Annotated in this window: 14 protein-coding genes, 1 pseudogene and 1 other annotated feature; of the genes and pseudogenes, 9 read left to right on the top strand and 6 right to left on the bottom strand. The window is 48.9% G+C overall.

From position 1 onward, the window contains the following. The first annotated feature begins 46 nt into the window (after positions 1 to 46). A complete protein-coding gene (locus JC200_RS07110; RefSeq protein WP_274435548.1) occupies positions 47 to 577 on the top strand; it encodes a hypothetical protein in 531 nt (176 codons plus the stop codon). Positions 578 to 1,758: 1,181 nt separating this feature from the next. Here the strand turns inward: JC200_RS07110 and tyrS are convergent. Next, positions 1,759 to 3,000 carry a tyrosine--tRNA ligase gene (gene tyrS, locus JC200_RS07105; RefSeq protein WP_274435547.1) on the bottom strand — a complete coding sequence of 414 codons (1,242 nt, stop codon included), beginning with the start codon at positions 2,998 to 3,000 and terminating at the stop codon, positions 1,759 to 1,761. Between the two features lie 50 nt (positions 3,001 to 3,050). Next, positions 3,051 to 3,270, bottom strand: a binding site (T-box leader). 283 nt (positions 3,271 to 3,553) lie between these two features. On the opposite strand from tyrS, the gene JC200_RS07100 reads away from it, so the two are divergent. After that, entirely contained in the window at positions 3,554 to 4,228 is a 675-nt protein-coding gene (locus tag JC200_RS07100; RefSeq protein ID WP_274435546.1) for a response regulator transcription factor, read from the top strand. Further along, positions 4,225 to 5,385, top strand: coding sequence for a sensor histidine kinase (locus JC200_RS07095; protein ID WP_274435545.1), 1,161 nt, complete (start codon positions 4,225 to 4,227; stop codon positions 5,383 to 5,385). The genes JC200_RS07100 and JC200_RS07095 overlap by 4 nt, the downstream gene beginning before the upstream one ends. Here the strand turns inward: JC200_RS07095 and JC200_RS07090 are convergent. Next, positions 5,330 to 5,497: pseudogene (locus JC200_RS07090) on the bottom strand (ABC transporter permease); the annotation flags it as partial. The gene JC200_RS07095 and the pseudogene JC200_RS07090 sit on opposite strands and share 56 nt — an antisense overlap. A 249-nt stretch (positions 5,498 to 5,746) precedes the next feature. Continuing rightward, a complete protein-coding gene (locus JC200_RS07085; RefSeq protein WP_274435544.1) occupies positions 5,747 to 6,244 on the bottom strand; it encodes a hypothetical protein in 498 nt (165 codons plus the stop codon). 412 nt (positions 6,245 to 6,656) lie between these two features. Between JC200_RS07085 and JC200_RS24385 the strand changes: the two genes are divergently transcribed. Further along, positions 6,657 to 7,184, top strand: coding sequence for an HPP family protein (locus tag JC200_RS24385; protein ID WP_443111876.1), 528 nt, complete (start codon positions 6,657 to 6,659; stop codon positions 7,182 to 7,184). 18 nt (positions 7,185 to 7,202) lie between these two features. Here JC200_RS24385 and JC200_RS07080 read toward each other — a convergent pair whose 3' ends face one another. Next, on the bottom strand, positions 7,203 to 7,778 hold the full coding sequence (locus JC200_RS07080) for a sulfite oxidase-like oxidoreductase (protein ID WP_274435543.1): 576 nt from the start codon (positions 7,776 to 7,778) through the stop codon (positions 7,203 to 7,205). Between the two features lie 207 nt (positions 7,779 to 7,985). Between JC200_RS07080 and JC200_RS07075 the strand changes: the two genes are divergently transcribed. Further along, on the top strand, positions 7,986 to 8,414 hold the full coding sequence (locus tag JC200_RS07075; RefSeq protein ID WP_274436487.1) for a response regulator transcription factor: 429 nt from the start codon (positions 7,986 to 7,988) through the stop codon (positions 8,412 to 8,414). Between the two features lie 20 nt (positions 8,415 to 8,434). Here the strand turns inward: JC200_RS07075 and JC200_RS07070 are convergent, their stop codons facing one another. Further along, positions 8,435 to 9,250: an inositol monophosphatase family protein gene (locus JC200_RS07070; protein WP_274435542.1), complete on the bottom strand. Its 816-nt coding sequence runs from the start codon at positions 9,248 to 9,250 to the stop codon at positions 8,435 to 8,437. Further along, on the bottom strand, positions 9,247 to 10,035 hold the full coding sequence (locus tag JC200_RS07065; RefSeq protein WP_274435541.1) for a TrmB family transcriptional regulator: 789 nt from the start codon (positions 10,033 to 10,035) through the stop codon (positions 9,247 to 9,249). The genes JC200_RS07070 and JC200_RS07065 overlap by 4 nt, the downstream gene beginning before the upstream one ends. 514 nt (positions 10,036 to 10,549) lie before the next feature. Between JC200_RS07065 and JC200_RS07060 the strand changes: the two genes are divergently transcribed. The 4 genes from JC200_RS07060 to JC200_RS07045 all read left to right on the top strand — a co-directional run bounded on the left by JC200_RS07060 (position 10,550) and on the right by JC200_RS07045 (position 15,134). Then, positions 10,550 to 11,281: a GntR family transcriptional regulator gene (locus JC200_RS07060; protein ID WP_274435540.1), complete on the top strand. Its 732-nt coding sequence runs from the start codon at positions 10,550 to 10,552 to the stop codon at positions 11,279 to 11,281. A gap of 349 nt (positions 11,282 to 11,630) precedes the next feature. Next, entirely contained in the window at positions 11,631 to 12,611 is a 981-nt protein-coding gene (locus JC200_RS07055) for a nucleoside hydrolase (RefSeq protein WP_274436486.1), read from the top strand. A 26-nt stretch (positions 12,612 to 12,637) separates the two neighbouring features. Next, positions 12,638 to 14,047 (top strand): MFS transporter, encoded by a 1,410-nt coding sequence (locus JC200_RS07050; protein WP_274435538.1) that lies wholly within the window; start codon positions 12,638 to 12,640, stop codon positions 14,045 to 14,047. Between the two features lie 160 nt (positions 14,048 to 14,207). Next, the gene (locus JC200_RS07045) at positions 14,208 to 15,134 is read left to right on the top strand and encodes an EamA family transporter (RefSeq protein ID WP_274435537.1); all 927 of its coding nucleotides are present in this window, start codon (positions 14,208 to 14,210) and stop codon (positions 15,132 to 15,134) included. Positions 15,135 to 15,148: the final 14 nt, after the last annotated feature.

The following is a 15,148-nucleotide window of genomic DNA, read 5'->3' as shown; positions in this document are numbered from 1 at the left end:
ATTGAACTTCTCTTTTATTACAAAATAGTTGAAAGGTAGTGGGGGCTTGTACGGGTCGACGCAAAATTTAACTAATTTTTCTAACTTGGCGTTCCTTGGTAGTCTGCTCGCAATCGGCATCACGGTTCTCATTGTTGTCTCCCTCGTTTCTTATTTCGCCATCACGATCCCGTACTATAAACTGCTTAAAAAGGCAGGCTATTCGCTTGCTTGGCTTGCTTTCATTCCGATCGCAAATTACTGGCCTGGCTTTTGGCTGATTCGCAAGTCGCGGTGGAACGTAAGCTGGTTTTTTGGCATCTTCCTAGGATATGTGTTGGCTCTCTCGTTTCACAGTATTGCCTTAGCGATTATCACGACTCTGTATTCAATCGCAGTGCTCGTTCTCGAAATCATTTGGGCAGTGCGGCTGTTTAGGGCGTTCGGGATGAACCCACTGTGGTTGCTGCTTATGGTCGGAATGATTGTTCCATACCTCAATTTCGCCGCGATGATAGCCCTAATCGTGATACTCTGGGTCATGGCATTTGGCCAAGGTTACGACTATCGGTATAGAGAAGAATTCCACGGATGGTAACGATATTTTGCCTTTAGCCAGGGAGTCGGTCATCGCGCACCGACTCTTTTTAGCTATTCGCGTCGACGCTCCCCGTGAAGCACCGGATCGTATTGATGGAAAATATTACACTAGTCATAGCTGTAATGAGGCTTCTCCATCCTCTGTTTTTCTATACGATTCTTGTTAATTCACTGTTAACGACACGATGTGCGGCAACATAACGGTCTTTGGGGCTGATTCCAAATGATGCAAAAAGAACCCTCGGTTGATTTGTGATAAATTGCACTTCATATTGCATGGCTGTTGATACATTGAGAATAGTGTAAGTGGATGAATTCGCTTTAACACGAAGAACGACGGTACGAATTATTTTTCTTTTCCCATTTAACGCGTACACGTTGATTTTCACCTTAGCCATATTGCGTTGATGCTGATTTATCGAGTTTACGATAATATTTTTGGAAACAAGCTTACCGTTCACTGTCAGGTTATTTAGGGGTCCAGTCGAATATTTGCAAATCATCCTCAATCACCCTTATCATGCAGAAGATTATGTCTCATTGGGTGGGCTGGAACTGTGAACCCTTGAACTTGCTCCTAAATTGTCCGAGTTCTGCCGACATTGGTCACCGAAGTATCGGTTTGAAGTAATCGATTTCGCACAGAGTGACGTAATTCGTGATGCCTTTCACTCGAATTGTAGCGAGCCCGGCGGACACCATCAGAAGTTTGCCAACTAGAAAATTACTTTTACCAGACACGAGTCCCACCTGTATTTGTCGCCCGATATACTTCCTGAGAGACAACCTGAGACTCTTATTACAGACGTCTTCAACGCAACGGCAAGTGCTCATTTTTCCACCTCCTAAAGTCCTTTCGCTCAAGACTTCCGCGGTCCCCCGACCCGACATAATGGAAAATAATGAAGAATGCCACTGACGGAAAGCACCAGAACTCCCTTAGTGACACGGACCAACTTTCCCGTAAATGTTCTACCGGACAGTGTAGTCAACGTGAGCCTTTCCCCAATCTTGAATTTAGTTCGTAGTACTCGTCGGGTGTCTCGCGTACAAGGACTTTCGATGCAGGCACAGAGTTGCCTCGTCGACCGGTTCAATTGAATCCCTCCCGTCATGATATGCCTCTACACTATTCAAAACATGTCATGACGTCACGGACAAACTTCCCTTAGAGAGTTTTCACAACATCGCATCTAGCTTAACAAAGCGGCGCTTGCCGACCTGTATGACGGTCCCGTCTTGCAAGTCGATTTCTGCCGACACATCGTTCATTTTGAGTCCATTTACTTGAACTCCGCCTTGTTGTATGAGTCGACGTGCCTCACTCTTGCTAGGGACTAATTCAAACTCGACAAGTGCCTCAACCAGCCGGCGTCGTCCAGGTGTAATCCGAACCGTAGGTACAATATCCGGAATGCCTCCCTGTTGAAACACCGTGATCCACTCATGTTCCACGTCCTCAGCCTCTTTCGTCCCTACGAAACGTGAAACCAGTTCCCTTGCCAAGCGCATTTTTACATCTCTAGGATGCAGGACTCCTGTCTGTAAACCCGCAGCCAAATCTGCAACTTCCCTGTCGGACGAACCCAACAACAGTTGAAAATACTTCAACATCAGACTATCTGGTATGGACATGGCTTTGCCGTATATATCCTTTGGTGTTTCATCAATTCCGATGTAGTTGCCTAGACTCTTTGACATTTTCTGCGTACCGTCTAATCCTACAAGGAGAGGCATCATAACTGCGACTTGTGGCTCTAAACCGAAATCCTTCTGTAAGGACCGTCCCATGAGGAGATTGAACTTCTGATCTGTCCCTCCGAATTCAATATCAGTTCGGAGATGCACTGAATCATAACCCTGCATCAGAGGATAAAAGAACTCATGAATGTGAATCGGGCGATTTTCACCATGTCGTTTTGAAAAATCATCTCGTTCCAACATTCTGGCCACAGTCACTGTAGCCGCAAGACGAATGACGGCTGCAAAATCTAGCTTTGCTAACCAATCAGCGTTGCGGACAATGTTTGTACGTGCCGGGTCTAGGACCTTCATGACCTGTTGCACGTACGTCCGGGCATTTGCATCAACCTCGGCTTCGGTTAGCTGCTTCCTGGTCTCTGATTTTCCTGTAGGATCTCCAATTCTCCCCGTGAAGTCTCCGATTACAAGGTCGCAAACATGACCGAAATTTTGCATCTGGCGGATCTTCTGCAATACGACGACGTGCCCCAGGTGAATATCCGGGGATGAAGGATCCATGCCTAGCTTCATCCGTAACGGAGCACGGTGTGCCACAGAGCGCTGCAATTTCTGTACCAGTTCTTGTTCAGGGACAATCTCGGCTGCTCCGCCTGAAATGATTTCCACCTGCTGATTGACTTCATCCAACTGCGTTCCTGATAGCGTTGGCTCCTCCACTGTATCCTCTCCTCCACGAATAAACATGAAACACAAAAAGCCCCGTTCCCATAAGGGACGAGGCATGCATCTCGTGTTACCACCCTAATTGCCACTGTATAGTGCATCATTGCAGTGACCACTCGATAGCGATAACGGAACCACCGTTGACGACTAATGCCGCCAAACCTCCAATGGCGTAACAGACAATGAATGTGTGTTCGGTTCACACCAACCACCGAATCTCTGGGCACAATAATTCAGGGTCCTGACCATCTTCTTCGAAAGAGTATTCAATTTTCACAGAATGTATCATCCAGGATGTTGAAAGTCAACGGCGAACCTGCTCTTGTCGGACCAAGCTTCCGTTAGTTCAATCAAATGACGCCGGTCAAATGTGCAGGACGATTCATCTGGAATTGCCGAACGAGTTGAGCACAAGGGTTCGCTCGAGGTGGTACGTCGATTCATATTGCGTTCACATTGGTACGATACGGTAGTGTAATACAATGACGGCAGTGGCATGGTCAGACGGCGCAACCTTAGCGAAGCTGTCTGGAAAGGTGTTGGGGTTATGGCGTCGGTGCTCATCGTGGATGATGACAGTCACATTCGGGAACTGCTTCGTTTCTATTTAGAACTCGATGGGTTTCGCACCATTGAAGCTGCAGACGGGGGGGAGGCGCTCAAAACTCTGGACGCACACAAGGTCGATCTCGTTGTCCTCGACATCATGTTACCCAATCTGGACGGATGGGACCTGTGTCGGGAGATCCGTCAATACTCTGCGGTGCCTATCCTGATGCTGACGGCCAAGAACGAAACGATACACAAAGTGCGGGGGCTAAGACTGGGAGCGGATGATTACCTGGTCAAGCCTTTTGACCCAGACGAACTTCGTGCTCGCGTTCACGCACTGCTACGAAGGTACCGGATTGCCACGGAACAAGTCATTACGTTGGGGAGTCTGGCTCTAGATGCCTCAACACATACGGTTCTGTGTAATGATGTTCATGTAGCCCTTGCGAAAAAGGAATTTGAGCTCTTGTTCAAACTGGCAAGCTACCCTGGGACAACCCTCTCCCGAGATCAACTCATTGAGGACATTTGGGGATACGACTTTGACGGGGATGAACGCACCGTGGACGTACATGTGAAACGCTTGAGGGACAAGTTTCCTGAGGAGACTTCCTCCTTCCGGATTGTCACAGTTCGAGGTCTAGGTTATCGACTCGAGGTGATAGTATGAACAAATCGTTATGGTCCAAACGCGCCTCGACAGTATGGGCCATCGCCTCCCGTATCGTTTTGTCCCTCGTCGTGCTCTTTCTTACCCTCACAGTTTCGTACGGGTTGACTGCACTCCTCTATCGCCACCACCACGCCTATTTGGCTTCTTTCGGAAGTGTCATGACTACGATTGGCATTACATTCCTCCTTCTCATTCTGGGCGGTGCCGTTGTGGGACGGTTTGTGGGGCCCAGAAACAACGCGATTTGGCAAAGTCTGATTGACGCCATCCGTCAGATGGCCAAGGGAAACTTCGACGTGAAGCTCGATGTGGAAATGATTCGTGACCCAGGAGGCGACAAGCATCCCTTCCGCCAGTTGGTACACAGCATTAACGACATGGCGCAGGAGTTGGCGATTCTGGAACAAATGCGGCAGGAGTTCGTCTCCGATATCTCCCATGAGATTCAGTCTCCCCTGACTTCCATTTCCGGGTTTGCTCGAGCACTCCACAGTGGTGCGATTGCGCCAGAGGACCAACAGCGCTATCTGGAGATTATTGAAAGTGAAAGTAATCGGCTGTCGCGTCTGAGTGACAATCTGTTAAAGCTGACTTCCCTCGAATCTGGCTACCATCCGTTTCACTTGGAGAAATACCGGCTGGACAAACAGCTTCGCGACGTCATCTTGAGTTGCGAACCTTTGTGGACTGGCAAGGAACTTGAGATGGCGGTGTCGCTAGCGCCCATTGAAGTCACAGCCGACAAGGACCTTTTGAGTCAGGTCTGGGTCAACATGATTACCAACGCCGTGAAGTTCACCCAAGCTGGTGGGACCATCACGGTTTCATCCTCGCGTCTGGTGGATGGGGGCTGGCTCAAAATCTCCATATCCGATACTGGGATTGGTATGGATGAGGAAGCCCGAAGGCGTGTCTTCGAGCGGTTTTTTAAGGTTGACAAATCTCGCGGCAGCGAGGCAGCGGGCGGGGGGCTGGGCCTTTCCATCGTGAAGAAAATCGTTGACCTGCACGGCGGAGTGGTGGAGGTAACGAGTGTGCCACGCGTCGGGTCAACCTTTACCGTGAGTCTGCCAGACGATGGCGCGGGTACGCCGGACATTACGCCCGGCGCATATACGCTTTCACGGTCAAAGGAGCAAAGACTGCGACGATAATTGCGGCACCCAACAGGGAGAGAGCGAGATCGGACCCGACGGTCCCTGAGTTTGTCAAATCACGCACAGCGCTCACTAGGTGAGAGACAGGATTGATGTTGACGAACCCTTGAAATGAGGTCGAATTCTTCCAGCAGGTCTTGCGCCTTGCGGAGGCCTGGACTCGTGGACCAAACCGTACATTCAAATTGCACCACTTGTCATCTCGACAGAAATCGGCTGGAGGGAGTTCGGGAAGGAGGTTGACAGAAGGGGAGTCCTTTCTGCGTCCAGTATAGGTGCTGTCTCAACAGTGATGATTGGACTACTGAAGTCCGTATTTCACCGCGGTCTAAGCTGACTTGAGAGGGATGAAACCTTCTTAGTATAAGTGAGCTTTATATAGATTTGCTTCTGCCTGTCGAATGTCTCGATGTTTGCGGAAATTGTATCCTGTTGCGCGGTATAGCTGATGAGAGTGTAACCCCGTATTCGAGAGTTGCGCCACACTTGTGATGACACTGACAAACGCAAGGGAAGCCATCACCAAGTGTGTTACCAGCAGCCTGTAACTTAATGGTCGTTTCCGAGCGTTGTACCAGAAGTAGAAGTAGAGCCCCGAAACAAAGGTTGCGAGCACGACCGCCAGTGACGCCCACAGAACAAGGCTGGCGTATGGGGTCGTTGCGTCGTGATGCGTGATCCAACGGATGAACAGGATGCAGAAGAGAATCACGGTTACAGTTGCACCAATTACGTGAAAGGTTACGAATAGGAATGGGTACCGCAGTTTTTGTTGAAACGTAAATCCGATGAACAGAACAAGTCCCACGGTCGCGGTAAAAAGCGCGATCAAGAACGTCCACATCCACAGACTCATGTTTTGATTCCCCCCACATTGTTCTCGTCCATTCTTCAAGCATTCCAAGACTTAGGGAAGCGTGAATGATGCATAGGGGTGAGACGACTAACGGCGAGTCTCTCTCGGGTTTGAGTCCCACGGTCGAGGTCGAAAGTGCCTTGAATTTCCTATGCCCTGATGTCGATTGCATCTTGGAAGTTGCTCGATTAGCGTACCAATGAGTGGCGGGGACTTCACCTACCCGTTCGGGTAAGTTATGTGGACTGTTTGTGAACGCTGAGTCGTGATTGTCTTGGAGATCGTAAATTTTGTGGGGCAAGCGATAGTCGAGGATAGTGGGGAGGGGCCTTGTTGGTCCAAATTATGCATCTTCTGCGGTACACGTCATAATGGTTCTGAACGGTCGAATTCCAATGAATGGGGTGAAGTGATGATGGGACGGTTGAGACAAATAAGAATGATTTACGTCAAGTACGAGTGGGGCAACTGGATGTATCATGGTAGAACGTCGTGGCCTCAAGCAATTTGGTTTTTATCGATTCTTCTCATGCTTGCATTGCTAGATGGGACAACGAAATTCACATGGCTTGTTCCTCCGTTTGCTGCCACATTGACCATATTGCTCCTGCTCCCCAAGTCACCGATCGCCCAACCTATTCCTGTTATTGTAGGGACAACATTAGCCGCCAGTTTCGGTACGGCTGTTTCAATGATAGCTCATGGTCCAATCTACGCAGTTCTAGCTGCACTGGCAATGGTAATACTTCTACCTCTTCTCCGGATCTATCATCCTCCCGGCGTGGCGCTGTCCATGTACCCACTGCTCCTGCACACGAATATTTGGTTTCCGTTTTTGGTCGTTCTCCCAGTTACCCTCATTGCCGTGAGTAGTTGCAGTGTATTAAGCCGCCTGTCAAAGAACTGGGCAAATTACCCGTTGCCACTCAGGAAGGGTTAAAGTCTCAGGTAGAGTGGGTCAGACTGTGTAACGCTGCTGCAACCAAGGATCACCGTGCGGGTGATATCCTGATTGCTCCCAAAAACCCAGTTTGTTGGTAGATAGGAACTCGATTCCCCAAACCCACTTAACACTTTTCCAAAAATACAAGTGTGGTACAACGAGGCGCAATGGGAACCCGTGCTCGGTTGCTAATTCCTTGTCATCAAGCGTATAGGCAAGCAACACTCCGTCACGGAGCAAATCGTGAATCGGAAAATTCGCAGAATATCCTTGTTCGCCGTAAACCATCACGAAATTCGCGGTTGGGTCCGGGTTAACTAAAGTAAGCAAGTCGGAGAAGGAAACGCCCTCCCAGTGATTGTCTAGGCGTGACCATGTTGTGACGCAATGGGCGTCCGATGTGTACCGAGATTTAGGAAGTTGCCTTACTTCATCCCAACTTAAAAGTACCGGTTTTTGTACCTCTCCGAATATTTTCAAGCTCCACTCAGTCCGGTTGATTTGTGGTATATCCCCAACGTACATGACGGGCAACTTTTTGGTTATAATTTGCCCTGGTGGCAGGCGTCCAGCGTTTGAATGATTTTGCACTAAACCCACTCCCTTTGTGTTATTAGTTTGATACGCCACAACACTGTACCACACCTCTTTTGCCGTACAGTGGAGAGGTGTTTCGAATTACACACCCGTTTGAAAGCGGGTACCATGAGGTAAACCCGTTCATAGTGACAGTGATAGATTGATGCAAGCAGCGTGCAGAGCAGATGGACAATTGTGGAGGGGGTTCGTATCGTGACTATGGGGAACAACCATCCACTGCCGTCAATCCGACTAATTCTCCAATTTCAAGTTGAATACAAAGGGACACCCATTCAGAAGCAAGTTATGCTTGACCTTGAACCAGAATCAAGTGGAGCGTCTACGAACCCCATTCGCGTAGTAAATAGAACAGTAGCAACGATATTGCGTGTGCTTGGTGAAACCGTGCAAAGTCCTGTGGTGTTTCAGCAAGAGGGACAGACAGGTGGGATGAAGGTCCAGTTGAGAGATTTTACTGCTCGTGAAATGGACGTCCTCACCCATTTAATTACGGGAGCAACCAACGCACAAATCGCTAATTTACTTGGTGTATCTCCCAATACGGTCAAGTATCATGTCAAAAACATACTTCAAAAATTGCATGTAAAGAATCGGGTCGAGTTGGCGTCCAAGTTAAACCACTACTAGCCTTTTTGATATCCCATCCTTCAGACCTGATTTTGCGACGCGGACTTAATCTCAGTTGTAAGCATGTCGTGAATACCCGGAGAGCCGGCGATGATTCCTGTCGCCCCCCACGTGAAGGCATTCCCGTACATGTCGGATACTACACCGCCAGCTTCTCGAATCAGCAGTGCACCAGACACCCAGTCATAGAACTCACTTCCAAACTCCCAGTATCCGTCGAGTCGACCGCATGCTACATAGGCCAGTTGTAGTGCGACAGACCCGAGCATCCGAGTGGCACCAACCTGGGGCATGAGACGAGCGAGGGAGGAAGCGGTTCTTTGTGTATTCTCAAGGTCTTGGTCTGCTGCCGATGGTGGCGCAGTTGCAATCATTGCGTCATATCCTTTGATTTTTGAAGACACTTGTATTCTGCGTCCTTGCAGATAGGCCCCCTGACCCGCTACGGCGTGAAAGAATTCTTGTCGACTGGGATCATATATCATTGACAGGACGGGTTCGCCATTTCGAATGAGGCACAAAGACATTGACCAAAATGCGAAGCCTTGATGCAAATGGACGGCGCCATCCACCGGGTCACACACCCAATATTCATCGTCGAATTCAGCTCTTTGTTGTTTACTCAATTCAAGTTCTGAGAAAGACCAGTGGATAGTCGGATAAACACTCTCCAGGGCAGTCCGGATGCTCGATGCCGCCCATTGGTTGGCTTCATGAATACGTTGAGCGAGTTCGGTTCTATCTTGTGCTGTCGGTAGTTCACCGTACTTTTGCCACAATTGAGTTCCAACATTGAAGAGAATGTCTTTGCAAGTCGTGATATCTACATTGGTCATTTGAATGTCCACCCTTTCTGTTCGTAGAATCCGCGAAGATTCGCATACTGCTCGCCGTACCGCCCAGTTAATTCGGAACCAAAATCTCCCTCTATGTTGTGCATAATCACGTCATGGTAGAACGCATTTTTAAGAACATCAGCCACTGCTGGATGCTCCGTTTCCAGTGCAGATGGTCTCATCTGTCCGCCAAAATTCGCTATGATGGAGGAACGCGAATCGCAAAGTAATGTGAATTTCCTTGGCGTAGAGGGCGGTATATCGTATCTCATGTGTTGAATGAGATTATCTAGGTCTGTGTTCCATTCACCTAGTGTGATCACGACGACAGTAATACCTCGGCTCTGTGCGTCAAGTAGCAAGCCTTCGACTTGCGGAAGGTCCTCAGCCCAAGCGTCAACGACGATAGTTTGTGTTGCATTAACTACTAATCTGCGAATGGCTTGAGTGACTGAATCTGCTCCATTCCAACTGTAAAATCCAGGCGCATGCTGCGGTCGGGTGGTGAGTTCGGTAGACAAGACGTGAATGGTGTCTTCAAACTCTGACTTCAGCAGTTGAGCAAATTGGTTAATAGGTACGGCATCATAGAGGACTGGATCTCCATCAATGATGCGACATCCGCCTTTGTCAACAAGAGCGCGTAAAGCGGCATATACGTTAGTGCGCGAGACGGAAACCCGCTTGGCAACTTCGTATCCTGAAAGATGTGACTCCTCATGTAGCGTCAAGTAACAACGAGCCTCAAGGTCTGAAAGTCCGATACGTCTTAGGTGTTCAATCATCAACTCATCTCCCCAATACTGTGCTAGATGATTTTCTTCTGCGGTCGGCAAAGTCAGTGGATCGTGTGAACGCTGCGGTCAGCTTGGTCATTCGTCATCAGGAGAGTGATTTCGGCCGATCCCGTTGATGTATTCGCAAGCTGGGAATGCATCAATTAGAAGCTACATAGCAACCCTCTTCTTTGCGTAGTGCTTTTTGTTCGTTAGTAGTATGTAATAATACTACTATGATTCAAAGCGGATCTCAAGCGTCATTAAAGCTTCGCATTCGAAATTCAATGCTGGCACCTTCGAGGCAGGTCCAGCCGACATTTGCATTGGACATACTCAAACGATGGTTGGGGAACTCTTAGGGTGATATTCCAGAGGAGACAGTGAAGATGGGTTTTGACTATGGTCATTTGTGCCAAATACTAACCATTTGGGCTTGATGTTCTCCACGACAGTGTCGTGCTCCCGTTGACCAAGTACGTGTTATTATAGACAAAATGATACACACATAGGTGGTTACCGGATGCACGAAAATAACCGCATACACAAAAAAGCAGCGCGGTATGCGACAGCATACAACCAACTCTTGAACATGATCCAAGATGGCTTGTATCCAGAAGGCAGCAAGTTTCCGACGGAGCCAATTCTCGCGCAACAGTTGGGTATTAGCCGATCTACATTACGACAGGCATTACGACTGCTCATTGAAGATGGTGTTTTAGAGGCACGAAGAGGCGTCGGTAACTTTGTCAGGAAGACATTGAATTTAGATAACGTTGGAATTGAGAGAATGGGCAACCCCTTTTACAGTAGTTGCTTGGACTCGATTGACAAAGTTGACATTGACGTGGAAGTGGATTTGTCAAGTGAACATACCAAACGTGTCTTCAACCGGAATATCCCAGTGATTCTCGCTGTGTATAGGTACTACAAAGAGAACGGAGTAGTTAGAGGGTCTTGTTTCTCACATGTGGCGACCGATTTTGACCAATTGAAATCGATTGACCTCAACGACCAGGGTGCGGTCTTAGAATACCTCGAGACAAAAATCTATGAGGATGCAAGGTCTTCGATGGTGGAGATCAAATTAGTGCGTTCGACTGACAATATTAAGGAGGCAATTGCCGGTGCAACGTCTGAATACTATCAGATGATCGCGGAACGATTGACCGATGTGAATGGAAATATCATTGCGTACAGCAAATACTACATTCCATTCGAACGTGCTGTGTTTAAGGTCTTCCGGAACAACTGAGCAACTGTCCTTCCTTATCCTCTGTCTATCCTCTCCATCCCTTCAGTTCTAAATTCTTACGCAGACAGTTGGCAATTGGGGCTCTAACAAGAGGACCCCTCTCTTTCCTATGACCCTTCAGTATTTCAGTACGTGCAACAATTTGTCATCTTGACAACGCTTACACTTATGGTTTAATAGTTGTATTAAACATACAGCAACACATACAAGTTGTCGTAATGTGTATTTTAACTGAAATTACGAACAACAGAAGGGTGGTGGTCGTGTTCTGCACACTACTTTCACTCGCAGTTCCCCATGCAGTGGTGGCATAAATACTTCGTAGAAGGAGGAGATGCGTGTGACGAAAATGATTTTGGATTTAGATACCGGCATTGATGATGCAATGGCGCTGGCCTATGCCATTGCGTGCAAAGAAATTGAATTGATTGGTGTGACGGGCACCTATGGAAACGTATACACGGAGGTGGGTGTCCAGAATGTGTTGGACATCCTACACATGCTTGGCGTCGAGGGCGTACCCGTGTGTGCTGGTGAAGAGCACGCCATCTCCAAACGAGTTTTTGAGCGCATGGAGGTAAGTGCCCGGATCCACGGTGAAAATGGTGTTGGACAAGTTTCAATGGAAACCTCTCTTAAGTCGAAAGAATCAATCAGTGGGGTCGATTTCATCATTGAATCCATAAAAAAACACGGGCAGGACTTGGTGATAGTCACTACGGGCCCGTTAACCAATCTTGCCACTGCATTGAAAACGGCGCCCGAAATAACGGAATTCATCGGACGTGTTGTGATTATGGGGGGGGCCTTGACAGTTCCGGGCAATGTCAATGCCTATACGGAGGCGAATGTATCTCAGGACCCAGAGGCTACAAAGTATGTGTTTGAAAGCGGTGTCGATGTAACGATGGTTGGGTTAGATGTTACACAACGTTCTATATTGACGACTGCAGACACACAGTTGTGGAGAAAAACGGGATCGATCGGAGGGAGAACCTATGCTGACATGGTGGACTACTACATTTCGCAGCACAGCGACCTTGATAGTTCATGTTACCTCCACGATCCGTCCGCAGTTATCCAGGCCATTCATCCAGAGTACTTCACCACACTACCGATGCACATGACAGTGGTGACCGAGGGTGAGGCAGCAGGTCGAACGATTGGCGACCCGTTCAAACTTCGTGATCCGAATCCCAACGTGAAAGTTTGCCTTGCGGTGGACTCGAGCGCATTGGTGAAGGATTTGAACTACACCCTTCTTTCCTTATTCGGAGAACAGACATCAGGAAATGTGAAAGAAGTAGAGTCTTCACTGAAATCCCATTGATGGAAGCCGAGAGAGGGGTACACGCGATGGAACTTGCCTTGTCGCAAGCGCAAGCGAACGGTAAAGTGTCACTGCACGGGCGTCGTGCAGTTGTCCTTGTGGTCACACTAATTCTTTGCGTTTTGTCGTACCAATTAAACGCCAGCATGATTAGCCCTGCACTGCCTGATATCGCGAAGTCTTTGCATGTTGATGTGAGCGCGGTTTCACGCGTATCGTCCCTATTCTTCCTCGCGGGGTCAATTGGTGGCGTTGTACTGAGCCGTTGGAGTGATTTTATTGGACGGCGTCGGTCTTTGGTGGTTGTCATTCTGATTCTGGCGGTGGGCACGCTACTTTGCATTTTCTCCCCCAATCTAACTGTTCTTCTGCTTGGCCGCGTACTGCAGGGTGCATCTAGCGCAGCGTTCCAGTTGTCCTATGTCATCCTGAACGAGGGGTTGAGCCAGAAAGTATTCGGAACTGTACTGGGCGTGCTTACAGCTGTAAACGGTGGAGTCGGTGGATTTGATGGTTATGTTGGCGGTCTGCTGAGCGACCACTATGGGTTTCGTTCTATATTCGTCGTCATCCTGATTCTTGCTGCCATTGCACTCCTATGCGTAATGTTGGTGGTGCCAAAGGACAATAAGGCGACTGCAACTGCTGGAAAGATGGATTGGTGGGGCGCGGCGGCATTATCTCTTGGTTTAATTTGTCTTACCTACTTTGTCTCTGATGGCTCCTCTGCTGGATGGGTGGCACCGATTACGCTACTCTATCTGGTGGGGACGTTGTTGTTTTTTGTTGCTTTCTGGTTCGTGGAAAAGAACATCTCGACGCCAATGATTGCAGTCCATCATCTCCGCTCCCGCCAAGTGTGGCCAGTCATTGCAACCACAATCCTGACTTTGACGGGCGTCTTCTCTGTGATTAATTTTACTGTGGTGTTGCTGAGCCAGGACCAGAAAGTTGGCTTTGGACTCAATGCAGCACAGTCTGGCTTGATGTTCCTGACCCCAGCAGCCTTGATTGGCGTGGTGGCAGCGCCGCTATCAGGCTGGATTGCCGGCAAGTGGAGCTGGACGAAACTGCTCCGAGTCGGAATGGTGCTGTGCATACTAGACCTCATGACGATTGCACTTGTTCCACACAGTAAGTGGGCCGTCTTCGCCCTAGTTGCCATCCTCGGAATTACTTACAATGGGTTCGTTTTAACGACGGCGAACGGGCTTGGCGTGCTGCAGTCACCAGCAGAAGCACCAGCAGCACTTCCAGGCCTAAATGGTGCCGCGTTTGGCATTGGCGCAGGCCTTGGCATCGGTCTCGTCGCTCCTTTGGTGGGCAAGGGTACACTTGGGGGATATACAACGGCTCTGTGGATCTCTGTTGGGATCACGGTACTCGCATTTGTCGCAACACTGTTCATTAAGCCAAAGCAGGTTCAGGTCCAGTAAGTTGTTGTACTGACCCCACGCGTGTCGCGTTTGTGTTTCGGTACGTACAATATGTGCAATCTGACGGCGGGTATCCAAACCATTGGATATCCGCCTTATCCACGGCAATTCATCATTTCTTTAGTCGAATCGGCGCAACAGCAGGAAGGTGGCTTCGAGATTGACGCAATTGTTCAAGGGAGCTGTCATGGTATTTATCGGTGGTTGTAGTTATGGCATATTGTCTACTTTTGTGAAATTAGCATATGCCGCTCACTTTCGATTGGCTGATGTAACTGGAGGGCAATTTCTGTTCGGTGCGATTTGCTTCTGGATTGTCGCCGCGTTCTCCGCGTTGATGAGAAGGAGGCCAACCCGAACCGACACTAGGCATACGGCGAACGTCAGTACAGGGGCGATCGGCAAGCTCCTAGCGGTCGGGTTCCTGGGAGGATCGACTGGCATCCTTTACTATTTCTCGCTTCGGTATCTATCGGCGCCTACGGGAATTCTCATTCTGTTTCAGTTTACTTGGATGGGGGTCTTTACCGAAGCCATCATTTCCCGCCGGGTTCCAAAGGCATCAAGGATGACATCGGCGTTAGTTATTTTGTGTGGCACGGTGGTTGCAACCGGAGTCATCACACATCGCGTGCACGACATCAGCTGGACCGGCGTTGGTCTTGCCTTCTTGGCAGCTATTGCACAGAGTCTGTTCATGACATTGAGCGGCACTGTGGCACTGAACATAAATCCGTGGACACGTAGTGCCATCATGGTAACTGGTTCATTCGTATTGGCTCTGATTGTGTTCAACCACGCGTTCTTCGGAGTGACCTTTTGGCTATGTTTCGTGAGGTATGGTTGGATTCTTGGCCTGTTTGGATCATTTTTACCCGTCATCCTGTTCACAACCGGATTTCCAGCGACGGGACCGGGTTTGGGCTCTATCCTCGCTGCCTCCGAGTTGCCTGCGGCTATCATCATGTCCTCGATTTTTCTAAATGAATCAATTGGAGGTGTGCAGTGGGTGGGGGTCATCCTGATATTGGCGGGTATCATCATTCCGGGTTTATTGGTTCAAAGACGAGCACGAACAATCAATTAATGCGAGCCGCAGTG

The organism is Alicyclobacillus sp. ALC3 (genome assembly GCF_028751195.1).
Lineage (GTDB): Bacteria > Bacillota > Bacilli > Alicyclobacillales > Alicyclobacillaceae > Alicyclobacillus_L.
The sequence above is the reverse complement of the archived record's forward strand: the minus strand, read 5'-3'. Positions and strand labels throughout refer to the sequence as shown.

Coding starts and splice junctions, on each gene's coding strand:
- JC200_RS07100 (WP_274435546.1), top strand. CDS start 3,554: ATGGCGTCGGTGCTCATCGTGGATGATGACAGTCACATTCGGGAACTG.
- JC200_RS07095 (WP_274435545.1), top strand. CDS start 4,225: ATGAACAAATCGTTATGGTCCAAACGCGCCTCGACAGTATGGGCCATC.
- JC200_RS07085 (WP_274435544.1), bottom strand. CDS start 6,244: ATGAGTCTGTGGATGTGGACGTTCTTGATCGCGCTTTTTACCGCGACC.
- JC200_RS24385 (WP_443111876.1), top strand. CDS start 6,657: ATGATGGGACGGTTGAGACAAATAAGAATGATTTACGTCAAGTACGAG.
- JC200_RS07075 (WP_274436487.1), top strand. CDS start 7,986: ATGGGGAACAACCATCCACTGCCGTCAATCCGACTAATTCTCCAATTT.
- JC200_RS07070 (WP_274435542.1), bottom strand. CDS start 9,250: ATGACCAATGTAGATATCACGACTTGCAAAGACATTCTCTTCAATGTT.
- JC200_RS07065 (WP_274435541.1), bottom strand. CDS start 10,035: ATGATTGAACACCTAAGACGTATCGGACTTTCAGACCTTGAGGCTCGT.
- JC200_RS07060 (WP_274435540.1), top strand. CDS start 10,550: ATGCACGAAAATAACCGCATACACAAAAAAGCAGCGCGGTATGCGACA.
- JC200_RS07055 (WP_274436486.1), top strand. CDS start 11,631: ATGATTTTGGATTTAGATACCGGCATTGATGATGCAATGGCGCTGGCC.
- JC200_RS07050 (WP_274435538.1), top strand. CDS start 12,638: ATGGAACTTGCCTTGTCGCAAGCGCAAGCGAACGGTAAAGTGTCACTG.